The sequence below is a fragment of the Burkholderiales bacterium genome (genome assembly GCA_035543335.1).
Lineage (GTDB): Bacteria > Pseudomonadota > Gammaproteobacteria > Burkholderiales > JAHFRG01 > JAHFRG01.
Genome location: DASZZH010000036.1, coordinates 1 through 23,433 on the forward strand (window position 1 = coordinate 1; position 23,433 = coordinate 23,433).

22 protein-coding genes and 1 pseudogene are annotated in these 23,433 nt (G+C 57.9%); 17 read left to right on the plus strand and 6 right to left on the minus strand.

What is annotated here, in order from left to right:
• The first annotated feature begins 176 nt into the window (after positions 1–176).
• A complete protein-coding gene (gene clpB, locus VHE58_09600) occupies positions 177–2,756 on the plus strand; it encodes an ATP-dependent chaperone ClpB (protein ID HVS27529.1) in 2,580 nt (859 codons plus the stop codon).
• A 45-nt stretch (positions 2,757–2,801) separates the two neighbouring features.
• Positions 2,802–3,845 carry an MBL fold metallo-hydrolase gene (locus VHE58_09605; GenBank protein ID HVS27530.1) on the plus strand — a complete coding sequence of 348 codons (1,044 nt, stop codon included), beginning with the start codon at positions 2,802–2,804 and terminating at the stop codon, positions 3,843–3,845.
• Here the strand turns inward: VHE58_09605 and VHE58_09610 are convergent.
• Positions 3,842–4,624, minus strand: coding sequence for a creatininase family protein (locus VHE58_09610; GenBank protein HVS27531.1), 783 nt, complete (start codon positions 4,622–4,624; stop codon positions 3,842–3,844). The genes VHE58_09605 and VHE58_09610 overlap by 4 nt on opposite strands.
• Between VHE58_09610 and VHE58_09615 the strand changes: the two genes are divergently transcribed.
• The 4 genes from VHE58_09615 to VHE58_09630 all read left to right on the plus strand — a co-directional run bounded on the left by VHE58_09615 (position 4,610) and on the right by VHE58_09630 (position 8,083).
• A complete protein-coding gene (locus tag VHE58_09615) occupies positions 4,610–5,140 on the plus strand; it encodes a class I SAM-dependent methyltransferase (protein HVS27532.1) in 531 nt (176 codons plus the stop codon). The genes VHE58_09610 and VHE58_09615 overlap by 15 nt on opposite strands.
• 50 nt (positions 5,141–5,190) lie before the next feature.
• Positions 5,191–6,069 (plus strand): 4-hydroxy-tetrahydrodipicolinate synthase, encoded by an 879-nt coding sequence (gene dapA, locus VHE58_09620; GenBank protein HVS27533.1) that lies wholly within the window; start codon positions 5,191–5,193, stop codon positions 6,067–6,069.
• Between the two features lie 26 nt (positions 6,070–6,095).
• Positions 6,096–7,211, plus strand: coding sequence for an outer membrane protein assembly factor BamC (bamC, locus tag VHE58_09625; protein HVS27534.1), 1,116 nt, complete (start codon positions 6,096–6,098; stop codon positions 7,209–7,211).
• Positions 7,212–7,318: 107 nt separating this feature from the next.
• Complete coding sequence (locus tag VHE58_09630) at positions 7,319–8,083, plus strand: MBL fold metallo-hydrolase (protein ID HVS27535.1); 765 nt, start codon at positions 7,319–7,321, stop codon at positions 8,081–8,083.
• Between the two features lie 617 nt (positions 8,084–8,700).
• Here VHE58_09630 and VHE58_09635 read toward each other — a convergent pair.
• The 3 genes from VHE58_09635 to VHE58_09645 all read right to left on the minus strand — a co-directional run bounded on the left by VHE58_09635 (position 8,701) and on the right by VHE58_09645 (position 10,661).
• Entirely contained in the window at positions 8,701–8,892 is a 192-nt protein-coding gene (locus VHE58_09635; GenBank protein HVS27536.1) for a hypothetical protein, read from the minus strand.
• Between the two features lie 128 nt (positions 8,893–9,020).
• Complete coding sequence (locus tag VHE58_09640; protein HVS27537.1) at positions 9,021–9,515, minus strand: hypothetical protein; 495 nt, start codon at positions 9,513–9,515, stop codon at positions 9,021–9,023.
• Positions 9,516–9,533: 18 nt separating this feature from the next.
• Positions 9,534–10,661, minus strand: a complete 1,128-nt coding sequence (locus VHE58_09645; protein HVS27538.1) for a cupin domain-containing protein — start codon at positions 10,659–10,661, stop codon at positions 9,534–9,536.
• Positions 10,662–10,713: 52 nt separating this feature from the next.
• Between VHE58_09645 and VHE58_09650 the strand changes: the two are divergent.
• Positions 10,714–10,851: pseudogene (locus tag VHE58_09650) on the plus strand (peptidylprolyl isomerase).
• A 4-nt stretch (positions 10,852–10,855) separates the two neighbouring features.
• Here VHE58_09650 and mutS read toward each other — a convergent pair.
• The gene (mutS, locus tag VHE58_09655; GenBank protein HVS27539.1) at positions 10,856–13,441 is read right to left on the minus strand and encodes a DNA mismatch repair protein MutS; all 2,586 of its coding nucleotides are present in this window, start codon (positions 13,439–13,441) and stop codon (positions 10,856–10,858) included.
• Positions 13,442–13,455: 14 nt separating this feature from the next.
• A complete protein-coding gene (locus VHE58_09660; protein ID HVS27540.1) occupies positions 13,456–14,244 on the minus strand; it encodes an inositol monophosphatase family protein in 789 nt (262 codons plus the stop codon).
• A 66-nt stretch (positions 14,245–14,310) separates the two neighbouring features.
• Between VHE58_09660 and VHE58_09665 the strand changes: the two genes are divergently transcribed.
• From VHE58_09665 to VHE58_09710, 10 genes are all read left to right on the plus strand, one after another.
• Positions 14,311–15,030: an RNA methyltransferase gene (locus VHE58_09665; GenBank protein ID HVS27541.1), complete on the plus strand. Its 720-nt coding sequence runs from the start codon at positions 14,311–14,313 to the stop codon at positions 15,028–15,030.
• Positions 15,031–15,091: 61 nt separating this feature from the next.
• Positions 15,092–15,844, plus strand: coding sequence for a serine O-acetyltransferase (cysE, locus tag VHE58_09670; GenBank protein HVS27542.1), 753 nt, complete (start codon positions 15,092–15,094; stop codon positions 15,842–15,844).
• Between the two features lie 66 nt (positions 15,845–15,910).
• Positions 15,911–16,381 carry a Fe-S cluster assembly transcriptional regulator IscR gene (gene iscR, locus VHE58_09675; protein ID HVS27543.1) on the plus strand — a complete coding sequence of 157 codons (471 nt, stop codon included), beginning with the start codon at positions 15,911–15,913 and terminating at the stop codon, positions 16,379–16,381.
• Positions 16,382–16,387: 6 nt separating this feature from the next.
• Positions 16,388–17,536: a cysteine desulfurase family protein gene (locus tag VHE58_09680; protein ID HVS27544.1), complete on the plus strand. Its 1,149-nt coding sequence runs from the start codon at positions 16,388–16,390 to the stop codon at positions 17,534–17,536.
• Positions 17,537–17,569: 33 nt separating this feature from the next.
• Positions 17,570–17,893 carry an iron-sulfur cluster assembly accessory protein gene (locus VHE58_09685; GenBank protein HVS27545.1) on the plus strand — a complete coding sequence of 108 codons (324 nt, stop codon included), beginning with the start codon at positions 17,570–17,572 and terminating at the stop codon, positions 17,891–17,893.
• Positions 17,894–18,037: 144 nt separating this feature from the next.
• Positions 18,038–19,474, plus strand: a complete 1,437-nt coding sequence (sufB, locus tag VHE58_09690; protein ID HVS27546.1) for a Fe-S cluster assembly protein SufB — start codon at positions 18,038–18,040, stop codon at positions 19,472–19,474.
• Positions 19,475–19,494: 20 nt separating this feature from the next.
• The gene (gene sufC, locus VHE58_09695; protein ID HVS27547.1) at positions 19,495–20,253 is read left to right on the plus strand and encodes a Fe-S cluster assembly ATPase SufC; all 759 of its coding nucleotides are present in this window, start codon (positions 19,495–19,497) and stop codon (positions 20,251–20,253) included.
• A gap of 7 nt (positions 20,254–20,260) precedes the next feature.
• Positions 20,261–21,574 (plus strand): Fe-S cluster assembly protein SufD, encoded by a 1,314-nt coding sequence (sufD, locus tag VHE58_09700; GenBank protein ID HVS27548.1) that lies wholly within the window; start codon positions 20,261–20,263, stop codon positions 21,572–21,574.
• Positions 21,571–22,833, plus strand: a complete 1,263-nt coding sequence (locus VHE58_09705) for a cysteine desulfurase (protein HVS27549.1) — start codon at positions 21,571–21,573, stop codon at positions 22,831–22,833. The genes sufD and VHE58_09705 overlap by 4 nt, the downstream gene beginning before the upstream one ends.
• Complete coding sequence (locus tag VHE58_09710; protein ID HVS27550.1) at positions 22,833–23,321, plus strand: SUF system NifU family Fe-S cluster assembly protein; 489 nt, start codon at positions 22,833–22,835, stop codon at positions 23,319–23,321. The genes VHE58_09705 and VHE58_09710 overlap by 1 nt, the downstream gene beginning before the upstream one ends.
• The last annotated feature ends 112 nt before the right edge of the window (positions 23,322–23,433 follow it).

Here is a 23,433-nt window from a genome sequence, read left to right on the forward strand (position 1 = left end):
CAAACCCGGATGGGGCGTGGCTTTCCGGGCGGTCTGCTTTGTCGCTCGCCTTGCGAATATGCAACGGCTATTCGACGCGGCTCGCTTCGCGCATCCCATCCCGGAAAGCCGACGCCGCAGCCCCGTGGAGTTCTTCAACACTCTGTTAATTAATATATGGAATATATGGACTAGAAATGCGTTTTGACAAATTTACCACCAAGTTCCAGCAGGCACTGTCCGACGCGCAGAGCAACGCCGTCGGGCATGATAACCCGTCTATCGAGCCGCAGCATCTGCTGCTGGCGCTGCTCGACCAGGAGGACGGCGGGACCGGTTCGCTCCTCGGGCGGGCCGGAGTCAATGTGCCGCCGCTGCGGACCGCGCTCAAGAAAAGCATAGAAAGCCTGACCAAGGTCGAAGGCAATGCCGGCGAAATCAGCGTCTCGCGTGATCTGGCGAATCTCCTTAACCTTACCGACAAGGAAGCGCAGAAGCACGGCGACCAGTTCATCGCCTCCGAGCTATTTCTGCTGGCGCTGCTCTCGGACAAGGGCGAAACCGGCCGGCTGTTCAAGCAGCATGGCGCGGACCGCAAGCATCTGGAACAGGCGATTAGTGCAGTGCGCGGCGGGGAGAACGTGGCCAGTTCCGAAGCGGAAGGGAGCCGCGAAGCGCTCAAAAAGTACACGCTCGATCTTACCGAGCGGGCGCGCATGGGCAAGCTCGATCCCGTCATCGGGCGCGACGACGAAATCCGCCGCACCATCCAGGTCTTGCAGCGGCGCACCAAGAACAATCCGGTATTAATCGGCGAGCCGGGAGTGGGCAAGACCGCGATTGTCGAAGGCCTGGCGCAGCGCATCGTCAACGGCGAAGTGCCGGAGACGCTCAAGAACAAGCGCGTGCTCTTGCTCGACATGGCGGCGCTGCTTGCCGGCGCGAAATACCGCGGCGAATTCGAAGAGCGGCTGAAAACTGTGCTGAAGGAACTCGCCAAAGACGAGGGCCAGACCATTGTATTTATCGACGAGTTGCACACCATGGTCGGCGCGGGCAAGGCGGAAGGCGCGATAGACGCCGGCAACATGCTGAAACCGGCGCTAGCGCGCGGCGAGCTGCATTGCGTGGGCGCGACCACGCTCGACGAATACCGCAAGCACATAGAAAAGGACGCGGCGCTGGAGCGGCGCTTCCAGAAAGTGCTGGTGGATGAGCCGACGGTGGAAGACACCATTGCTATCCTGCGCGGCCTGCAGGAAAAATACGAATTGCATCACGGCGTGGAAATCACCGACCCGGCCATCGTCGCCGCGGCGGAGCTTTCGCACCGCTACATCACCGACCGTTTTCTTCCCGACAAGGCGATTGATCTGATGGACGAAGCGGCGGCGCGCATCAAGATGGAGATCGACTCCAAGCCGGAGGCGTTGGACAAGCTAGAGCGGCGCTTGATTCAACTGAAAATCGAGCGCGAGGCGATGAAGAAGGAAAAAGACGAAGCCTCGCGGAAGCGCCTTGCGCTGTTGGAAGGCGAAATCAAGAAGCTCGAACGCGAATACGCCGACCTTGAAGATGTCTGGAAAGCGGAAAAAGCGCAGGTTCAGGGCGCACAGCACATCAAGGAAGAACTCGACAAGGTCAAAATCGAAATGGAAGCCGCCAAGCGCAAGGGCGACTGGCAGAAAGTTTCAGAATTGCAATATGGGCGCATGCCTCAGCTCGAAGCGCAGTCGAAGCAGGCCGACAAGGTGGGCACGCAGCAAGTGAAGCACAAACTGCTGCGCACCCAGGTCGGCGCGGAGGAAATCGCCGAAGTGGTCTCGCGCGCAACCGGAATTCCTGTCTCGAAAATGATGCAGGGCGAGCGCGAAAAACTGCTGCACATGGAGCAAAAGCTGCATAGCCGCGTGGTGGGGCAGGATGAAGCGGTGCGCCTGGTGTCGGACGCGATACGCCGCTCGCGCGCCGGGCTGGCCGATCCGAAGCGGCCTTACGGTTCATTCCTGTTCCTGGGCCCGACCGGCGTGGGCAAGACCGAGCTTTGCAAGGCGCTCGCCGAATTCCTGTTTGATTCGGAAGACCATCTGATTCGCATCGATATGTCTGAATTCATGGAGAAGCATTCGGTGGCGCGGCTGATCGGCGCGCCGCCCGGCTATGTCGGCTATGAAGAGGGCGGCTATCTCACCGAGGCGGTGCGGCGCAAGCCTTATTCGGTGATTCTGCTCGACGAAGTGGAAAAAGCGCATCAGGATGTGTTCAATGTGCTGCTGCAGGTGCTCGACGACGGGCGTATGACCGACGGCCAGGGGCGCACCGTGGATTTCAAGAATACGGTCATCGTCATGACCTCCAACCTCGGCTCGCAGATGATTCAGCAGATGGCGGGCGACGACTACCAGGTCATCAAGCTCGCGGTGCTGGGCGAGGTGAAGGCCTATTTCCGTCCGGAATTCATCAACCGCATTGATGAAATGGTGGTGTTCCACGCACTGGATGAAAAGAACATTAGGGCGATTGCGAAGATTCAGTTAGGCTATCTGGAGAAGCGGCTGGCGCAAGTGGATATCCGGCTCCAGGTCGGCGATGCGGCGCTGGATGAGCTCGCCAAAGCCGGATTTGATCCGGTGTACGGCGCGCGCCCCTTGAAGCGCGCGATCCAGGCGCAAATCGAAAACCCGCTGGCATCGGCGCTCCTCGAAGGCCGGTTTGCCGCCAAGGACACCGTCAAAGTGGATTGCAAGGGTGGCAAGTTCGTCTTCAGCAAAGGCTGAACGGCAACCCGCGACCTATAATAAAGTAACTCTAGCGGGGACGACATGCTGTTTCGCGAACTTAATCAAGGCAAATGCAAAACCTATTTGCTGGCCTGTGAAAAAACCCGCAAAGCACTGTTGATTGATCCCATCCGGGAGAAGACCGACCGCTACCTGGCGGCGCTGGCGTATTACGGCTGTTCCCTTGAGCTGGTGGTAGATACGCACACGCATGCCGACCACCGTACCGCGGTGTTTGAGCTGAAAGAACTCACCGGCGCAAAAGTCGTCATGCACCGCAACGCACCTGCACCGCATGTCGATATGCATGTCAAAGATGGCCAGGCCATTTCTGTGGGAGAAATCAGGCTGCAAGTATTGGCAACGCCGGGCCATACTCCCGATGGCATGAGTCTTTATCTGGACCTGGACGGCAAGGTTTTTACCGGCGATACGCTGCTGATTCGCGGTACTGGGCGCGCTGATTTCACCGGCGGCGATGCCGGGACGCAGTACGATAGCATTACCCAAAAGCTGTTTACTTTGCCGGAGGACACCCTGGTGTTTCCCGCGCATGACTACCGCGGCAACACTCGATCCACCATCGGCGAAGAGAAGCGCTTGAATCCCCGCATTGCCAACCGCTCCAGAACCGAGTATGTGGAACTAATGGCAAAACTCGGGCTGCCTTTGCCAACCAAAATCCAGGAAGTGCTGCAGCCCAACCAAACCGCGCTCGATGACGATCGCGTTGCCTTTCCCAGCATGGCAGAACTCAATCAGGTGCGGCAGCTTGCGCCAGCAGAAGTGCAGGCGCTGGTTAACAGCGATTCACCGCCGCTGGTTCTCGATGTGCGCGAGCCGAATGAATACTCCGGCGAGTTGGGGCACATCCCGGGGAGCATGCTGCTACCGCTGAAAGACCTTGCGAATCGCTCAACGGAGTTGGACGCCTACAAAAACAAACATATCATCGCCATTTGCCGCGCCGGGGTGCGCAGTAGCACCGCGGCGGCGATACTCACCAGCCTGGGTTTTGAGCAGGTTTCCAACATGCGAGGCGGGATGCTGGCCTGGAATGATCAGAAATTGCCGATCGAGCACTAATCACATTTCGCAATCGCATCCAGAACATCTTCGAGCATCGCGGCGAGCAGGCGCTCACCTTTTTCGCGCGTGGCGAGCATTGGGTCGCCATAGACGCCGTCCGGCGAATAATTAGGGTGGGATGGATCGTTTTTAACCAGTTTGCCGGGCTGCATTTCCCGTTTGGCCCAAGGCGCGGCTTTGCTCATGTCGACTTTCTCCGGCGCGATGGCGAGCATAACGGAGGTTTCCAGCTCGTCGGCATGACTGCCATGAGGCTGCTGCTTGATTTTTTTTTCCGCTTTCAGGTAGCGCGGGCCTTGATAGGCGTTGGCGAGTTTTGCGCGTTTTTGTTTCATCACCGTGCGCTCGATCGGCTTAATGGTGCTGATCCCGGTATTGAGAATTAACACCTGCTTCGCGCCGGCATTGAGGATGCAAACCAAAGTTTCTTCCACAAGTTTTGCAAACGTTTGCGCGGACAGGCTACAGCTGCCGGGATAATCGGTGAAGGCTGGATAATGGCCGTAAGTCAGTGTCGGCCACACCAGCACGTTGGCCTTTTCGATGAGGCGCGTAGCCAGCCATTCCGCTTGCAGTTGATCGGTGTTGAGCGGCAAATGCCTGCCGTGCTCTTTCGCCGCTGCGCCCACCGGCAGAATCGCGATTGCGCCGGATTGAATCCGCGCCTCGACTTCCGGCCAGGCAAGGTCGGCCACCCATGCGCCAGGAAGTTTGCTTGTGGTATCTTTCATCATCTGAATTTTGGTGAAGAGTGAAGCCCAATGCAAGCGCAGCATGAATTGACAGCTCCGTCCGAATGGGTGTCCCGTTTTGCTTCGCTGATTCCGGCAGGCGGCAAGGTGCTGGATGTCGCGTGCGGCTCGGGCCGGCACGCGCGCCATCTTGCCGGCCTGGGTTTCCAGGTCGAGGCGGTGGATAACGATGCCGAGGCGATTGCAAGCCTCGCCGGAATTCAAGGCGTGCACGTGAAGCAAGCCGATTTGGAAAGCGGGCCTTGGCCTTACCACGATGTGAAGTTCGAGGGCATTATCGCCGCCAATTTCCTGCACCGACCGCTGTTTCCGCATTTGCTGCAAGCATTGAAAGAGGGCGGCGTATTGATTTATGAAACTTTCGCCGTGGGCAACGAGCGCTTTGGCAAGCCGAGCAATCCGGATTTTTTGTTAAAACCCGGGGAATTGCTGGAAGTGGTGCGCGGCCGATTACGCGTGATTGCCTATGAAGATGTTTATGTTGATCATCCCAAGCCAGCGATGGTGCAGCGCATCTGCGCCAAGCGTGGAAACGCCTGATGTGCCCGCTGTGATTTAAGGTAAAATACCGGTTTTATTTGGACAGAATAATGCTCAAAGGCAGTCTGGTGGCGATTGTCACCCCGATGCTGGAGGACGGTAAACTCGATTTTCCGCGGCTGCGCGCGCTGGTGGACTGGCAGGTGCGCGAAGGCACCGATGGCATCGTGGTGGTGGGCACCACCGGCGAATCACCGACGGTGGATGTCGAGGAGCATTGTGAGCTTATCCGTGTGGTGGTCGAGCAGGCCAAAAAACGCGTCCCGGTGATTGCCGGCACCGGCGCCAATTCCACTTCCGAAGCGATTGAACTCACTCAATACGCGAAAAAAGTCGGCGCGGATTACAGCCTGTCGGTGGTGCCGTATTACAACAAGCCGGCCCAGGAAGGGTTGTACCGGCATTTCAAGACCATCGCGGAAAGCGTGGACATTCCGCAAATCCTCTACAACGTCCCCGGCAGAACATCTTGTGATTTGCTCAATCCAACCGTATTGAGGTTGGCGCAGGTGCCGAATATCGTCGGTATCAAGGACGCGACGGGCAACATGGAGCGCGGCACGGACTTGCTGCGCGGCGTACCTTCGGATTTCGCCGTTTACAGCGGCGATGACGCGAGCGCCTTGCCGCTCATACTGCTTGGCGCGCACGGCACGATTTCGGTCACCGCCAATGTCGCGCCGAAATTCATGCATGAGATGTGCGTGGCGGCGTTCAAGGGCGATCTGGCGACGGCGCGCAGCATCAACAACAAGCTATTCGATTTGCACAAGAATTTATTTGTCGAGGCGAACCCCATTCCGGTGAAATGGGCGGTGGCGCAAATGGGCCTCATTGCGCCGGGCATCCGCCTGCCGCTCACCCCGTTAGCGGGCGTCTATCACGAGACGGTAAGAAACGCCATGCGCCAGGCCGGTATCAGGGTTTAGCAAGCAATGCAAAAAAGGAAAATGTGATGCGCATTTTGAGGCTGGTAGGCTTGCTGGTGGCGGTTGCGTTTGTCTTGAGCGGCTGCCAGATGCTGTTTGGCGGCAAGGACCGCTATAAATCCGCACAGGAAGTGAAGCCGCTGGAGATGCCGCCGGATCTCACCTCACCCGGCAAAGACGAGCGCAACGTTGCAACCAGTGCGCAGGGCAGTGCTACTTTTTCCGATTTCAGCAAGGGCAAGGCTACGCAGGTTGCTCCAGGTTCGGCGAACGTCCTGCCCACGTTTGAAGAGGTGCGCATCGAGCGCGCGGGCGGGCAGCGCTGGCTGGTGGTGCCCGCCAAACCGGAAACGATTTGGCCCGTGGTCAGGCAGTTCTGGCTGGACAACGGCTATGTGCTCAAAACGGAAATGCCTGAAGCCGGCGTAATGGAAACCGATTGGGCTGAGCACCGCGAGAGAGTGCCGGAAGGGGGGATACGCGGTTTGCTCAATAAGGTAATCAATACTATTAGATCAACATCGCTGCGCGACAAATTCCGCACCCGCCTTGAGCGCGGTGCCGAGCTCGACACCACCGAAATTTATATCAGCCATCGCGGCATGGTTGAAGTGTTCGACACCGAAGGCAAGGACCATACGGTATGGCAGCCCAAGGATGATCCTGAATTCGAAACGGAGATGCTCTCCAGGCTGATGGTGCGCTTCGGCAGCCAGGAAGCCCAAGCCAAAACTCAAATAGCGGAATCGGCGCCCGACCTTATTCGTGCGACGTTCACCAAAAAACCCGACGGCAGCGGCGCGCTTTCGCTCAACGACAGCTTTGACCGTGCTTGGCGGCGCATCGGCCTGGCGCTGGATCGCGTCGGTTTTACCGTGGAAGACCGCGACCGCTCGCAAGGGCTTTATTTCGTGCGCTACGCCGACCCGGAGGTCACCGACAAGCAGAAAAAGGGGTGGCTTGATAAACTGGTGTTCTGGAAGTCGGATGAGAAAAAAATTCCCAAGAACGAGCGCTACCGCATCGTGGTGCAGGAGGCCGGCGAGCAAAGCCAGGTCAATGTGCTGAACAAGGACGGTCAGCCGGAAAGGTCCGAAACCGCCACGCGGATTTTGACCTTACTGTATGAACAACTGAAGTAATTCGTGAGGGGTGAGGAGTAAGGGGTGAGGAGTGTAAATCCAATGCCGCTGGTGGCTAGAGTGAGGTTTTATACCCCTCACTCCTCACGCTTCACTCCTTACTAATAATGCGCTTCGCCTCCCTCGGCAGCGGCAGCCAGGGGAACGCCCTGGTGGTCGAAGTCAAGCGCACCAGGGTGATGCTGGATTGCGGTTTCGGCGTTAACGAAACCATCGTCCGGCTTTCCCGGTTGGGGCTCGCCCCCGAGCAGCTTGACGGTATCGTGGTTACCCATGAGCACGCGGATCATTGCGGCGGGGTGGCCAAATTCGCGCGCAAGTTCAATTTGCCGGTGTGGCTGACTTTCGGCACCGCCAGCGAGTTTCAGAGCGAATTTGCCGCCCTGGAGGCCAACTACATCGACAGCCACCAGTTCTTCAGCATCGGCGACGTTACGCTTCAGCCCTATCCGGTGCCGCATGACGCGCGCGAGCCGGCGCAGTTTGTGTTCGGCGACGGCGCCAGGCGGCTCGGCGTGCTCACCGACAGCGGCTCTTCCACCCCCCATATCGAAGCGGTATTAAGCGGCTGTGACGCTCTGGTGCTGGAATGCAATCACGACCTTGAGATGCTCATGAACGGAAGCTACCCGCCGCCGCTGAAGCAGCGGATTGCCGGGCGCTTTGGCCATTTATCCAACGACGCTTCGGCCAGACTCCTGGCGAGCCTTGATGGCAGTCGCCTGCAGCACCTCATTGCCGCGCATTTGAGTCGGAACAACAACACTCCCGAGCTGGCGCGAGCCGCGCTTTCGGGCGTGATGAACTGCAAGCCGGACTGGATTGGCGTGGCGGACCAGCAGGAGGGGTTCGCTTGGCGCGAGATTGTGTAAGGAACCTCTGATTAAATCCATCGCGTGCGCGACGGTGTGCAATCCGGACACAGGGTGAGGCGTGAGGAGTGCCATTGGTGGAGGCCAAACCAGCGACGAACAACAAAGCCATGGGGCCGGGCGCCCCGGACTCGGACTCGCGCAGCATGGAGCGGGAAGGGGCGCATGCTGCCGCAAGAGACCACGTTAAACGGGGCGCTCATGCTGCCGCTCCCGCACCCCAAGCTTCGCTCACCGTGTCGCGGCAGCCCCCGTCCCTTCGGGTTGCGGCGACTGGGCGGCCATCTGCGGCAAACCCTCACCCCATCCCTCTCCCGCAAGCGGGAGAGGGGGCGTTCGTTCCTTCTCCCCCCAACCCTCTCTCCATCTCTCCCCCAGAGGGGGAGAGGGCTTTTGTCTCCTCTCCCTCTGGGAGAGGATAGAGGTGAGGGTCGAGAAGGATAGGATGAAGGCGGCTCGGGCTTGTGTTATGGCCTGATAGCGCTGCGCCCTTGCGCCTAGCATCTGGCCGCCCCTCGCCTGCAACGCGCTACGCGCGGGACTTAATCAGAGGTTCCTAAGACTTGAGGCCAAAAAAAGCCGGCGCGAACGCCGGTTTTTTCATTGCCGTGAAAGAACTACTTCTTTTCTTCGTCTTTCTTCTTATCGGCTTTGGCTGCTTCGGCGGGTTTGGCCGCATCAGCAGCGGGAGCGGGCGCTGGAGCCGCAGCCGGGGCGGGAGCCGGAGCGGGTTTGGCGGCTTCTTCTTTCTTGCCGCAAGCGGTCAGGCCCAGTACCAGAAGGGCAACAACAAGGAGCGAATGTTTCATTTATAACTTTCCTTAAGCAAATGTTTAGGATCTAAAAGCAATTCAGCAATCGGCCGCCCAACAAACGTTGCAACGCCCGAGTCGTAATTTTAACAAATTTTCAACGTGCATGCGACGGTTTAGGGGAATCAGCGCAGACCCAAGGTGGTGGCGGAAACGGCCAGGAAAGACGCCTCCCAGATTTCGTCGAAACGGTCATTGAACTCATGCGCCCCGGCGGAATCGTTGAACGCCATCAAGCCACGCACATTTTCATGATGAAAGCGGTGCGCGTAATGGCTGTCGTCAATGACCGTAAACGGGTCGTAAACATGCTTGGCGTGCTGCTGGGTTTCATGGATGGCGATGCCGTGGCTGAAATGCCTGAGCAGCAGCAGCATTCGCGGGCAGTTCGCAGTCAGAAATCCCGCGTCGTGCAGCACGATGTACAAGCGGTTGTCGCGGCTTGCCAGCAGGAAATTTCGCAGCAACTCATAGCGTTTGACCGAATTGAAAGCAGGACTCGCCTGCTTGTCGAAAATGCGGATGCGCTTCTTCGCTTTGGCGATGACCGCGTCTACCGCGTCTTCGTAGCCCGCTTGGCTGTCGAATTTTTCCTGTTGCGGCGCAGCGGTGTTTTCCATGGCTCAAGTCCAGCAAATTCAAGGAGTACAGCCAATTTTAATATAGCCTGCGGCATACCATTGGTAAAGCAGGTTCCGCACTTTACCGTCGAGAACGGCACGCGTTGCAAGCTCACGCGCGTCGGCAAGCGCGGCAAGGCTACGGAAGCCGTTGCCTTTAAATTCATAAGTTTCCCCGTTCATAAAAACCCTGTTGCGGTGAACCAGCATCCGGCTTTTCAGATCAAGATGCGCCCCCCTGGATGTGATATGACGCACGAAATCCCCGAAAGCCAGCGGCCGTTTGGGAGGTTCGAAAATGACGTGCGGCTTGGGCTCGGTGAGGTATTGCCCAAAAAAAAGCTCGACTTCGCGCCCGCTCCATTTTATTTGCTTCAGCAGGTACGCTGCCTTGCGCAGCATAGCTTCGCTGATTTGCGCCGGCCGAAGCTGCGGCCGCAGGCCGGGATCGCAGTACATGCCGTCGAAATGCAGATGATCCTGCAGGTAAAGCAGAAACTGGACGGCAAGCTCCTGTGCGGAAGGCGCGCGAAAGCCGATGGAATAAGTCATGCAATCATCCAGCGCCGCGCCGTTGTGCGCGTATTGCGGCGGCAGATACAACATGTCGCCCGCTTCCACCAGCCATTCCTGTTCAGCGTTGAATTTTTTCAGGATTTTCAGCGGGGCGTTTTCTATCAGCTGCAGATCTTTTTGCGCGCTGATTTGCCAAAGCCTGCGGCCTCCGCCTTGCAGCAGAAACACATCGTAGGAATCGAAATGCGGGCCCACGCCGCCGCCCGGCGGCGCATAGCTCACCATCAAATCGTCCAACCGTGCGTAGGGAATAAAATTGAATTGCAGCAAGAGGCGTTGCGCTTGTGGCAGAAAATGATTGACTCCTTGCACCAGCAGGGTCCAGTTGCATTTGGGCAGCTTGCGGAAATCCTTTGCGGCAAACGGGCCGTGAAATACTTCCCAGGTGTTGCGTTTTTGCATCACCTGCCGCGCTTGCACGTCATCGCGGCAAGCCAATTCAAACAGCTGTTCCCGCGTGAGCAGATCCTTGAAACCCGGGAACGCATTTTTGATCAGCAGCGGTTGCTTTTGCCAATGCCGGCGCAGGAATTGTTGCGGCGACAGGCCGCCGAGAAAAGTTTTTTTCATGGTTACAGATTACCGTTCTGTCAAAACCATTTCAAGTTTCGTGAAATGCGCTAAGGTGGTGGTGGATGCTAACCACCCGCTTGCCGGGCAAACCCTCAATTTTTCCTGCACCGTCACCGAGGTGCGCGTCGTCACCCAGGAAGAAATCACTCACGGCCACGTGCACGGCGAGGGCGGGCATTATCATTAAGATATTACTCGTCCAGTTTCTTTCTGATCTTATAAACGAGTTCCAGCGCTTGTTTCGGACTGAGTTGATCGGGGTCAATTTCTCGCAGCAGCTGCCAGGCGGGATGTTCTGGCGCATGGGTTTCCGCTTGCGGTCGAGACGCGAATAAATCGCCTTGCGCATCTTTGCCCACACCTTGTTGTTCAAGCTGCAACAAGTATTTTTTCGCTGATTTGATTACAGTATTCGGCACGCCGGCAAGTTGCGCCACTTGCAGGCCGTAACTTTGGCTGGCCGGACCTTCCTCGACCGCGTGCAGAAAAACGATGTGGTCGCGGTGCTCGATGGCATCGAGATGCACATTGGCGACTTGCGGGTAATGCTGGGCAAGGCGAGTGAGCTCGAAATAGTGCGTGGCGAAAAGAGTAAAAGAGCGGTTTTTTTCCAGCAGATGCGCGGCAATGGCCCACGCCAGTGCAAGTCCATCAAAAGTCGAAGTGCCGCGGCCGATTTCATCCACCAGCACCAGGCTGTGCTCGGACGCATGATGCAGAATATTCGCCGCTTCGGTCATTTCCACCATGAAGGTGGAGCGCCCGCCGGCAAGATCGTCAGAGCTGCCTATGCGCGTGAAGATTTGATCGATCGGGGTGATGACCGCGCTTTTCGCCGGCACGAACGAGCCGCAGTGGGCGAGCAATACAATCAACGCGGCCTGGCGCATGTAAGTGGATTTGCCGCCCATGTTGGGGCCGGTAATCAGGAGCATTTGCCGGTTGCGCGAAAGCCCGGTGCTGTTGGCGATGAAGTGCTCGACCTGCTTTTCCACCACCGGATGGCGGCCGTCCTCGATGAGAATTCCGGGCTCTTCGCTGAATTCAGGCAGGGTGTAGTTGAGGCTTGCCGCGCGTTCGGCAAAGGCGGCCAGTACATCTAATTCAGCGACCGCGGCGGCCACGCTTTGCAAAGTGGAAATGGAGGGAGCCAGCGCGTCCAGCAATGCGTCGTAAAGCTGCTTTTCCCGCGCCAATGCCCGCTCGGCGGCGGAAAGCGCCTTGTCCTCGAAGCTCTTCAGTTCCGGAGTGATAAAGCGCTCGGCGTTTTTCATGGTCTGGCGGCGGCGGTAATCGTCGGGCACGCGCTCCGCCTGCACGCGCGAAACCTCGATGTAAAAGCCGTGCACCTTGTTGTATTCCACTTTCAGCGTGCTCAAGCCGGTGCGGCTCCGCTCGCGCGCTTCGAGCTGCATCAGGAACTCGCCGCAGTTGTTTGAAATGGCGCGCAGCTCATCGAGCTCTGTGTCATAGCCGTCGGCAATTACGCCGCCGTCCCGCAGCATTGCCGAGGGTTCGGCTTGCAGCGCGCGCTGCAAAAGACTCGCCAGCGCTTCAGGCACGTTAAGCGCCATCGAAAGCTCCGCAAGGCGCGGGCTGGAGAGAGAAGCAATACGCTCTTGCAGTTTCGGCAGCTGCTTCAGGCTGTCGCGCAGGCCGGAAAGGTCGCGCGGACGGGCGCTTTTGAGCGCGATGCGCGAAGTAATGCGCTCGATGTCGGCGCAATTCCTCAATATTTTGTGAGCGTTGCGGTAGATGGCGTCACCGAGTAGTGAGGACACGGCCTGCAAACGCAATTTGATGGTTTCAGGATTGCGCAGCGGATGGTGCAGCCAGTGGCGCAGCAGGCGGCTGCCCATCCCCGTGGCGCAGGTGTCAAGCAGCGAAAGCAGCGTCGGCGCAGATTCGCCGCGAATGGTCTCGGAAATTTCCAGATTGCGGCGGGTCGAGGCATCCATGCGCACGAAATCATCGCGGTGTTCGACTTGGATGGCGTTGACATGCGTAATGGCCGTGCCTTGGGCGGTTCTCGCGTATTCAAGCAGCGCGCCGGCGGAGGCAACGCTTGCGTGCAGTCCGTCGCAGCCGAAACCGCTCAAATCGCGAGTGCCGAATTGCTTGCAAAGATTGCGTGTAGCCGTGTCGAAATCGAATTGCCACGGCGCGAGTCGCTTTACAGCGAGGCCGCAGTTTTCAAGCAGCGGATGCGAAAAACCATCGGGCAGCAGAATCTCGGAAGGCTGCAGGCGTTCCAGTTCGGAGGCGAGCTGGCTCTCGGGAATTTCCAGTACGCGCAAGCGGCCCGCGGCGAGATTAAGCCACGCCAGTCCCAACATCTTTGGTTGTGGAGCAATGGCCAGCAAAAGATTGTCGCGCTTTTCGTCGAGCAGGCCCGAATCGGTGAGCGTTCCCGGTGTGATGATGCGCATGACTTTGCGTTCGACCGGTCCCTTGGCTTGCGCCGGGTCGCCGATCTGCTCGCAGATGGCCACCGATTCGCCCAGCTTGATGAGCCTGGCGAGATATTGCTCCAGCGAATGATAAGGGACGCCGGCCATCTTCACCGGGCTCCCCGCCGATTCGCCGCGGCTGGTGAGCGTGATGTCGAGAAGCCGCGCCGCTTTTTCCGCGTCGTCGTAAAACAATTCATAAAAATCCCCCATGCGGTAGAACACCAGCATGTGCGGATAGTCCGCCTTGATGCGCAGGTACTGCTGCATCATCGGCGTGTGCCCAGTGTGTTTTGCGTTCCGGGTTTCGAGTTCTGGTTTGTTCATTTCCGAACGGAGGTTCAAGCCAAAGGCAAATGCGGTGCGAGGATTTTGATGAGCTGCCCGAAGATTTTCGGATTGCCGGCGACCACGTTGCCGCTTTCGAGATAACCGTCGTTGCCCTCGAAATCGCCGATCAGCCCGCCGGATTCCTGAATGAGCAGGCTCCCCGCCGCGATGTCCCACGGGCTCAAGCCGATCTCCCAGAAGCCGTCCAATCGTCCCGCCGCGACATAGGCGAGATCCAGCGAGGCCGCGCCGGGGCGGCGCACGCCGGCGGTATTTTTCATCAGGTCGCGGAACATCGCGAGATAAGTCTCGAGATGTCTTAACTCGCGGAATGGAAAGCCGGTGCCGATCAGCGAATCGGCAAGCTTGATGCGCTTGCTCACGCGCAGCCGCCGGTCGTTGAGATACGCGCCGCGCCCGCGGCTGGCGGTGAACAGCTCGTTGCGCCCGGGGTCGTACACCACGGCTTGAGTCAGCACCTTTTTGTGCATGAAGGCGATGGACACCGCGTATTGTGGATAGCCGTGCAGGAAATTGGTGGTGCCGTCGAGCGGATCGATAATCCACAGGTTGTCGGAGTCGCCCTGAGGACCGCTTTCTTCTGCTAGAATCGCGTGCTCCGGATAAGAGTCTTTCAACACACCGATAATCGCCTGTTCCGCCGCGCGGTCCACTTCGCTCACGAGATCGTTGAAGGTTTTGTGCTTGACGGTCAGCAGGTCAAGGTTGAGCGATGCGCGATTGATGAGGTGGCCTGCGCGGCGCGCGGCCCTCACCGCGATAGTGAGCATGGGGTGCATGGCTAAACTTTAGGATTCAGGAATCAGGACTTGGGATTTTAGAGTTCAGGAAAGTGTGATTTTAATATGAACGGGTCAAACCCGCTTGATAACGTTCGCATAGTATTAAGCCACACCCGTCACCCCGGCAACATCGGCGCCGCCGCGCGTGCCATGAAGACCATGGGCCTGGGTTCGCTTTACCTCGTTAATCCCGGGCGCTTCCCCGACCGTGAAGCGGACGCCCTGGCTTCGGGCGCGCTGGATCTGCTGGGCGCAGCGCGCGTTTGCGCGTCTCTCGACGAGGCGCTTTCCGGCACAGTGCTTGCGGCCGCGCTTACCGCGCGGCCAAGAGAGCTTTCACACGCGGCACATAACCCAAGAGAAGCCGCGGGGATCCTGCTTGGAGAGGCCAGGCGCTCGCCGGTCGCAATGGTGTTCGGCAGCGAAATGTCGGGCTTGAGCAACGAGGAGATCATCAAATGCCGGATGGTAGTGCAGATTTCGGCGAATCCTCAATATTCGTCGCTCAATCTCGCCGCAGCGGTGCAGGTGATGTGTTATGAATTGCGCCTCGCGGCCGTGGAAAAAGAGCGTCCGCAGCAAACGGAATTCGAACCGGCAAGCTTTGAGGAAATCGAGATGTTTTATCATCATCTCGAGGAGGTCATGATAGCCACAGGATTCATGAATCCCGAACAGCCGAAGCGGCTGATGGAAAGGCTGCGCCGCCTGTTTGGCCGGGCGCACCTGGAAAAAGAAGAAGTCAACCTCCTCAGGGGGATTTTGAAGTCGTTGCAAAAATAGTTGACTGTTTTAGTAGGATATAGTAAACTGATGCTTCTTAAGGTAAATTGGGCTGAGTAAAATGTTCGAACAAATCAAGGAAGACCTCGCCTGCGTATTCGAGCGCGACCCCGCGGCGCGCACCACCTGGGAAGTCATCACCTGCTATCCCGGCTTTCATGCCCTGCTGTTTCACAAATTCGCGCACGGGTTGTGGAACGCCGATCTCAAATGGCTGGGGCGGCTGGTTTCGCATTTTTCGCGCTGGGTGACTGGCATCGAAATTCATCCGGGAGCGAAAATCGGCCGCCGAGTGTTCATCGACCACGGCATGGGCGTGGTGATCGGCGAGACTTCGGAAATCGGCGACGACTGCACGCTCTACCACGGCGTGACTCTGGGCGGCACCTCGTGGAACAAGGGCAAGCGCCATCCCACTCTTGGCAAGGGAGTGGTGGCGGGCGCGGGCGCGAAAATCCTCGGGCCGATTTTGATTGGAGACGGCGCGAGAATCGGCTCGAACGCGGTGGTGGTGAAAGAAGTTCCGCCCGGTGCGACCGTGGTCGGCATTCCCGGGCGCATTGTCGACGGCGAGCAGGAAAAGGCGCGTGCCGAGGTGGCGGAAAAAATGGGTTTCTCCGCTTATGGTTTAAGCCGGGACGAAAACGATCCGGTGGCGAAAGCCATCCATGGTTTGCTGGACCACACGGTCACCATCGACCAGCGCATCGAGTGCATCGTCAAGGAATTGGAAAAACTCGGCGCAAAAGTCGAGGACGAGCGCGCTACTGCCGACAAATTCGATCCGAATTACCTGAACAAAATAGTGGACTGAAACGTTCGGGTATTGTATAGTTGACAAATTTAATCAGGTATTTGGCATGCCACGGAAGGTGAGCCTATGCGATTGACAACCAAGGGACGTTTTGCGGTCACGGCGATGATCGATCTGGCGATGCGCCACGGCGGCGGGCCGGTGACGCTCTCCGAAATCAGCGAGCGCCAGAAAATTTCTCTCTCGTATCTTGAGCAGCTGTTCGGAAAACTACGCCGTCATGCGCTGGTGGACAGCGTGCGCGGCCCCGGCGGCGGCTATTGCCTCGCCAAAAAAATCGACGAAGTGTCGATCGCGGACATCATTCTGGCGGTGGATGAGCCGATCGACGCCACCCGATGCGGCGGCAAGGAAAACTGCCACGACGAGCACAAGTGCCTCACCCACGATTTATGGGCTTCGCTCAACGACCGCATCTTCGATTACCTGCAATCAGTGAAGCTCTCGCAGCTGGTGGTGAGCCAGAAAACTGGCAATGTTGCGGTGATGCGCGACCAGCACAAGCACAAGAAAAGCGAGCCTGTGGTCTCCGCGTAAAACGGCATGAATCTCCCGGTTTATTTTGATCACAACGCCACTACGCCGGTGGATACCCGCGTGCTGGAAGCGATGCGGCCGTACTTCACTACGTATTACGGCAACGCCTCCAGCCGCCATGAATACGGCACGCAGGCGCGTAAAGCCATCAATCGCGCCCGCGAGCAAGTGGCGGCTGCCGTCAAGGTGGAGCCTTCGCAAGTTTTTTTTGTAAGCGGCGGGACGGAAGCAAACAACACCTTCATCAAGGGTGCGGCGGCGCAGTTAAAGCCGACGCAAATTGCGGTGAGCAGCATCGAACATCCCTGTGTAGCCAAGCCGGCGCAGGAACTTGCCCGTCAAGGCTGGAAGCTGCACAAATTCGCCGTGGATGGCGAGGGAAGGGTTGATCTTGCCGATGTGGAAGCCGCGCTCGCGCAGCCGACCGGCATCGTGTCGGTGATGCTCGCCAACAACGAAACCGGCGTGATTCAGGAGGTGGCGGTGGTGGCGGAAAAGGCGAGAAAACAGAAAACCTGGATGCATACCGACGCGGTGCAGGCTTTCGGCAAGATCGCGGTGGATTTCAGCGCGCTTAACGTGCAGGCGATGACGATTTCGGCGCACAAGATTTACGGCCCCAAGGGCGCGGCGGCGCTGATTCTGGATAAACGCATTGAATTGAAACCGCTGCTGACGGGCGGCGGGCATGAAAAGGGTTTGCGCTCTGGCACCGAGAACGTGCCGGCGATAGTCGGTTTCGGCGCGGCCTGCGAGCTTGCGCAAAGCCGTTTGCAAAATCTCTCGGCGCAATCGGGCGCGCTGCGCGAGAAATTGGAACAGGGCCTGCGCGGAATGAACGCGCTGCTGTTTGGCGCCAATGCTGCGCGGCTTTCCAACACCAGCTATTTCGCTTTTCCCGGCATCGACGGCGAGACGCTGGTCATCGAGCTCGACAAGGCGGGCTTTGCGGCTTCCAGCGGCTCGGCATGCTCCAGCGTCGGCCATGAGCCCAGCCCGACGCTGATTGCAATGGGCGTGGCGCCCGAGCTGGCGAAGAGCGCGATGCGCGTAAGCCTGGGCAAGGACAACAGCATGGCGCAGGTTGAGGAATTTTTACACACGCTGCAGACGGTGCTCATGAAGCTGAAACGTCTGGTGGCGGTTGCGGTCTGACACTTGAATACGAATGAAGGAGTAATGGCAAAGATGGCAATCACTCTGACTGAGAATGCGGCAACCCATATTAAAAAAGTTCTCGCCAAGCACGGCAGCGGCATGGCGTTGCGCCTGGGCGTGAAAAAAGTCGGTTGTTCGGGCCTGGCTTACACCTTTGATTACGCCGACGCGGTGGGAGAGCGCGACCAGCTGTTCGAGTCGCACGACGCCAAGGTGGTGGTGGATGCGGAGAGCCTGCCTTATCTGGACGGTTCGGTGCTGGATTTCGTCAAGGACGGCTTCAAGGAAGTGTTCAAGTTCGACAATCCCAACATCAAAGACCAGTGCGGGTGCGGGGAAAGCTTCAGTGTTTAACGCATCCTTCGCTTGATGCGGTTCCGCAATTTACCAGCATAGGGGCAAATGAATAGTTGACTGAATTTGTCAGGTATAATAAACTGTAAATAGTTGAGTAAATAACTCGGGAATAAAGAGCTTTAAAATCATGGATTAATGCAAATGGGCGCTACTCTAGAAACACTGGTTAACCAGCCTTATAAACACGGCTTCGTCACCTCGATCGAGTCAGAGATTATCCCCAAGGGGTTGAGCGAAGACGTGATCCGGATGATTTCGAAGAAAAAGAATGAACCGGAGTGGATGCTGGAATTCAGGCTCAACGCCTATCGCCACTGGCTCACCATGCGCGAGCCACACTGGGCCACTGTGCGCTATCCGAAACTCGACTACCAGGACATTATTTATTACTCCGCGCCCAAGCCGAAGAAGCAGCTTGCGAGTATGGATGAAGTGGATCCAGAATTGCGGCGCACCTTTGAGAAACTGGGCGTGCCCTTGCACGAGCAGAAGGCGCTGGCGGGCGTCGCGGTGGACGTGGTATTCGACAGCGTTTCCGTCGCCACGACTTATAAAAAGAAGCTGGCCGAGATCGGCATCGTTTTCTGCTCCTTCTCCGAAGCGGTGCAGGAACATCCCGGGCTGGTGAGGAAATATCTGGGCAGCGTGGTGCCGCCCACCGACAATTTCTTCGCTTCGCTCAATTCCGCGGTGTTCACCGACGGCTCGTTCTGTTTCATCCCCAAGGGTACCAAGTGCCCGATGGATTTGAGCACTTATTTCCGCATCAACACCCAGGATTCAGGGCAGTTTGAGCGCACGCTGATTATCGCCGAAGAGGGCGCCTCGGTGTCCTATCTCGAAGGCTGTACCGCCCCGAAATTTGACACCAACCAGCTGCACGCCGCGGTGGTGGAATTAATCGCGCTCGACAACGCTGAAATCAAATACTCTACCGTGCAGAACTGGTATGCGGGAGATGAAAACGGCGTGGGCGGCGTTTACAACTTCGTGACCAAGCGGGGCCTGTGCAAGGGCGTGAATTCGAAAATTTCGTGGACGCAGGTGGAAACCGGCTCGGCGATCACCTGGAAATATCCGTCGTGCGTTTTACTGGGCGACCATTCCATCGGCGAGTTTTATTCGGTTGCGCTCACCAATCACCTGCAGCAGGCCGACACCGGGACCAAGATGACGCACATCGGCAAAAACACCCGCAGCCGCATCATCAGCAAGGGCATTTCCGCGGGGCGCTCCAGCAACAGCTACCGCGGGCAGGTGAAAGTCGGCCCCCGCGCGCATAACGCGCGCAATTATTCGCAGTGCGATTCGATGCTGATCGGTTCCACCTGCAGCGCCAACACATTTCCCTATATCGACGTGCAGAATAACAGCGGCAAGGTGGAGCACGAGGCGTCCACCTCCAAAATCGGCGAAGACCAGCTCTTCTATTTCGCCCAGCGCGGCATCGGCGCCGAAGAGGCGGTCTCCATGATCATCAACGGCTTCTGCAAGGACGTGTTCAATCAATTGCCGATGGAATTCGCGGTCGAGGCGACCAAGCTCCTCGGCCTGAAACTGGAAGGAAGCGTGGGGTGATCAACAAGAACAGCAAAGTCCTGCTTGAAGTCAAAAGTCTTTCCGCTCAGGTCGGCGGCCGGGACATACTCAAGGGCATCAACCTTATCGTGAAGGCGGGCGAAGTGCACACCATCATGGGGCCGAACGGCTCGGGCAAAAGCACTTTCGCCAAAACGCTGGCGGGCCATTCCGACTACAACGTGACTGGCGGCGAAGTGCGTTATGAAGGAAAAAATCTTCTGGAGATGGCGCCGGAAGAGCGTGCCCGCTCGGGACTCTTTCTCGCCTTCCAGTATCCGATAGAAATTCCCGGCGTGAGCAACAGTGCTTTTCTGCGGCTCGCCTACAACACGGTGCAGGCGGCGCGCGGCGGGGAAGAACTCGATCCGCTGGAATTCGATGATTTCGTGCGCGAGAAAATCAAGATCGTGGGAATGGATCCGAGCTTTCTCGACCGAAGCGTCAACGAAGGTTTTTCCGGCGGCGAGAAAAAACGCAACGAAATCGTGCAAATGGCGGTACTGCAACCGAAGCTGGCGGTGCTGGATGAGACCGACTCCGGACTCGACATCGACGCGCTGAAAATCGTGGCGAACGGCGTCAACCGCCTCGCCCATGCAGACAACGCGATTGTGCTGGTCACGCACTATCAGCGGCTCCTCAACTATATCGTGCCCGACTACGTGCATGTGATGGAAGGCGGGCAAATCATCAAAACCGGAGGCAAGCAGCTGGCGCTGGAGCTCGAAACCCGCGGCTACGACTGGGTGCGCGCCGAATCTGAACTCGCGGCGTAAGGCTGACATGGAACCCGTCAATGCTGACCGCTTTATCGACAGCCTGCTGCGCGGCAAGCCGCAGGCGAGCCCGTCAAGCTGGTTGAACCGGATACGCGCCGAAGCGCTGGAGCGCGCCAATTCGCTTACGCTCCCGACCACGCGCGACGAGGAATGGCGCTTCACCGATCCTTCACCGCTCATGAAATTCTCCTTCCAGCCGGCGGGCGGCAGCACCAAGCTTACCCAGTCTGCCATCCAGCAGCGCTTTGTCATTCCCGAGGCCTCTTCCGACCGGCTGGTGTTTATCGACGGCGTTTACGCGCCCGAGCTTTCCACTCATGCCGGGCATGGGCATGGAATCCTGATAAGCAATCTGGCACAAGGCGGATCGGCGCACGGCGCAGTGATGGAAGCGCATCTGGCGCGCCATGCGCGGTTCGAGAACGATGTCTTTTGCGCGCTCAACACCGCCTTTCTCCACGATGGCGCATGGGTCGTAATCAAAAATAACACGAACTATCCCACGCCAATTCATCTGCTGTTCATCGCCACGCAAAAGGAAACCGTCGCCTATCCGCGCTGCCTGGTGGTGGCGGAGCAGGGCAGCCGGTGCACCTTGGTTGAAGAATATGTAAGCCTCAATGAGGAAGTTCACTTCACCAATGCGGTGACGGAGATTGTGGTGGGTGAAAATGCGCGCATTACGCACACCCGGCTGCAAAACGAAAGCAGAAACAGCTTTCACATCGCACATTGCACGGCGACGCTGGCAAAAGACGCGCATTACGCTTGCGACACGGTGACTTTGGGTGCGCGGCTTTCGCGTTATAACCTGAACGTCGTGCAGGCGGCCGAAGGCGCGCGCTGCACGCTGGACGGCTTGGCGCTGATTTCCGGGCGGCAACTCGCCGATACGCACAGCTTTATCGATCACACCCAGCCGCACGGCGCGAGCCGGCAATTGCACAAATGCATCGTCGGCGGCGCGGCGCACGCGGTGTTCAACGGCAAAATCATGGTGCGGCCGGGCGCGCAATTAATTGACTCTGCGCAATCGAGCCGCAACCTGCTGCTCTCGGACAAGGCGCATGTGGACACCAAACCGCAGCTGGAAATCTTCGCCGACGACGTGAAATGCGCCCACGGCGCGACGGTGGGACAGCTTGATGCGGAAGAAGTCTTTTATCTGCGCAGCCGCGGACTGGACGAGGCGGAGGCGAGAAGTCTTTTGACCTACGCCTTTGCCGCCGAAATCATCGACAAGATTCCTGTTGCTTCCTTGGCGCGGAAGCTTAAGCAGAAAGTGATGGAACAAACCCAGGTGAGAGAACAGGCATGAATAAGGCAAGCATGGTACGCAACGAAAAACCGAAAGCGCCCGCGCTGGATGTCGCGCGTGTTCGCGCCGATTTTCCGATTCTGGCCCGCAGTATCAACGGCAAGCCGTTGGTATATTTGGACAATGCCGCAAGCAGCCAGATGCCGCAACCGGTGATCGACCGGCTGGTGCGTTATCAGACCCGGGAGCACGCCAACATCCACCGCGCCGTGCACACCTTGAGCGAGCACGCCACCGCCGAATACGAGGAAGCGCGGCGCAAGGCACAGCGCTTTATCAACGCCGGGGACGAGCACGAAATCATTTTCACCCGCGGCACCACCGAAGGCATCAATCTGGTGATGCACGGCTACGGCCGCGCCTTCATCAAGGCCGGCGATGAAATCATCATCTCCGGATTGGAGCACCATTCCAACATCGTGCCATGGCAGATGCTGTGCCAGGAAAAAGGCGCGAAATTGCGTGTGGCGCCCATCAACGACGCCGGCGAAATCCTGCTCGATGAATATGAAAAGCTTTTCAACGAGCGCACCAAATTCGTCGCGCTTTCGCATGTCTCGAATGCGCTGGGGACGGTGAATCCGGTGCACGAGATGATTGCGACCGCGCATAAATGGCGCGCGCCGGTGCTGCTCGACGGTGCGCAGGCGGCGCCGCATTTGCCGCTCGACGTGCAGGCGCTAGATTGCGATTTTTACGCCTTTTCCGGCCACAAGATTTGCGGGCCGACCGGCATCGGCGTGCTCTACGGCAAGCGCGCGCTCCTGGAAAAAATGCAGCCGTTCCAGGGCGGTGGCGACATGATTCTCAGTGTCACTTTCGAGAAGACGACGTACAACACCATTCCCTACAAATTCGAGGCGGGCACGCCGCCGATTGCGGCCGCCATCGGCCTGGGCACGGCGATCGATTATTTGATAGGTATCGGTTTTGAGCGCATCGCAGCGCATGAACACGAATTGTTGGATTACGCCACCGGGCAAGTCAGCGCCATTAAAGGCGTGAAAATTATCGGCACGGCCAGGCACAAAGCCGCGGTGCTGTCCTTCCTAATTGACGGCGTGCACCCGCACGACGCGGGTACGGTATTGAACGAGGACGGCATCGCGATTCGCACCGGCCATCACTGCGCGCAGCCGGTGATGCGGCGCTTTGGCGTGCCGGCCACCGCGCGCGCCTCGTTCGCCTTTTACAACACGCTTGAAGAAGTCGACGCGCTGGTGGAGGGCATCAAGAAAGTTCAGAGGATGTTCAGCTGATGAGCGATATGAAGCAGTTATACCAGGAAGTCATCCTGGACCATAACAAGAAACCGCGCAATTTCGGCGCGCTGGAAAACGCCAGCCACAAGGCGGAAGGCTTGAATCCGCTGTGTGGCGACCATATATTTCTTGCGCTGCGCGTGGAAAACCAACGCGTGGAGGCGATTGTCTTCAATGGCGAAGGCTGCGCGATCTGCAAGGCTTCGGCCTCAATGATGACAACCAACGTGAAAGGCAAGACGGTGCAGGAAGCGGAGACGCTGGCGCAGGAATTCCGCGACATGGCGACCGGTAAACTGGATACGCAGAGAGAGCCCAATCATCTGGGACGCTTGAGCGTCTTTGGCGGCGTGAAGGATCTGCCCTCGAGAGTAAAATGCGCCATCCTGCCGTGGCATACACTGCACGCGGCGTTCCATTCGCAGGCGATTGCCACCACGGAAAACGAGGAAGAGCCGATGAAAGCCGCCGGCGTGACAATATAGATGAATAGACAGGATTCACAGGATTATTCAGGATTCACAGGATTAAACCTAACGCTTTGTCCTGTTAATCTTTTGAAATCTTGTTAATCCTATCCATTTTTTTTAAAGAGAT

Coding starts and splice junctions, on each gene's coding strand:
- clpB (HVS27529.1), top strand. CDS start 177: ATGCGTTTTGACAAATTTACCACCAAGTTCCAGCAGGCACTGTCCGAC.
- VHE58_09605 (HVS27530.1), top strand. CDS start 2,802: ATGCTGTTTCGCGAACTTAATCAAGGCAAATGCAAAACCTATTTGCTG.
- VHE58_09615 (HVS27532.1), top strand. CDS start 4,610: ATGCAAGCGCAGCATGAATTGACAGCTCCGTCCGAATGGGTGTCCCGT.
- VHE58_09610 (HVS27531.1), bottom strand. CDS start 4,624: ATGCTGCGCTTGCATTGGGCTTCACTCTTCACCAAAATTCAGATGATG.
- dapA (HVS27533.1), top strand. CDS start 5,191: ATGCTCAAAGGCAGTCTGGTGGCGATTGTCACCCCGATGCTGGAGGAC.
- bamC (HVS27534.1), top strand. CDS start 6,096: ATGCGCATTTTGAGGCTGGTAGGCTTGCTGGTGGCGGTTGCGTTTGTC.
- VHE58_09630 (HVS27535.1), top strand. CDS start 7,319: ATGCGCTTCGCCTCCCTCGGCAGCGGCAGCCAGGGGAACGCCCTGGTG.
- VHE58_09635 (HVS27536.1), bottom strand. CDS start 8,892: ATGAAACATTCGCTCCTTGTTGTTGCCCTTCTGGTACTGGGCCTGACC.
- VHE58_09640 (HVS27537.1), bottom strand. CDS start 9,515: ATGGAAAACACCGCTGCGCCGCAACAGGAAAAATTCGACAGCCAAGCG.
- VHE58_09645 (HVS27538.1), bottom strand. CDS start 10,661: ATGAAAAAAACTTTTCTCGGCGGCCTGTCGCCGCAACAATTCCTGCGC.
- mutS (HVS27539.1), bottom strand. CDS start 13,441: ATGAACAAACCAGAACTCGAAACCCGGAACGCAAAACACACTGGGCAC.
- VHE58_09660 (HVS27540.1), bottom strand. CDS start 14,244: ATGCACCCCATGCTCACTATCGCGGTGAGGGCCGCGCGCCGCGCAGGC.
- VHE58_09665 (HVS27541.1), top strand. CDS start 14,311: ATGAACGGGTCAAACCCGCTTGATAACGTTCGCATAGTATTAAGCCAC.
- cysE (HVS27542.1), top strand. CDS start 15,092: ATGTTCGAACAAATCAAGGAAGACCTCGCCTGCGTATTCGAGCGCGAC.
- iscR (HVS27543.1), top strand. CDS start 15,911: ATGCGATTGACAACCAAGGGACGTTTTGCGGTCACGGCGATGATCGAT.
- VHE58_09680 (HVS27544.1), top strand. CDS start 16,388: ATGAATCTCCCGGTTTATTTTGATCACAACGCCACTACGCCGGTGGAT.
- VHE58_09685 (HVS27545.1), top strand. CDS start 17,570: ATGGCAATCACTCTGACTGAGAATGCGGCAACCCATATTAAAAAAGTT.
- sufB (HVS27546.1), top strand. CDS start 18,038: ATGGGCGCTACTCTAGAAACACTGGTTAACCAGCCTTATAAACACGGC.
- sufD (HVS27548.1), top strand. CDS start 20,261: ATGGAACCCGTCAATGCTGACCGCTTTATCGACAGCCTGCTGCGCGGC.
- VHE58_09705 (HVS27549.1), top strand. CDS start 21,571: ATGAATAAGGCAAGCATGGTACGCAACGAAAAACCGAAAGCGCCCGCG.
- VHE58_09710 (HVS27550.1), top strand. CDS start 22,833: ATGAGCGATATGAAGCAGTTATACCAGGAAGTCATCCTGGACCATAAC.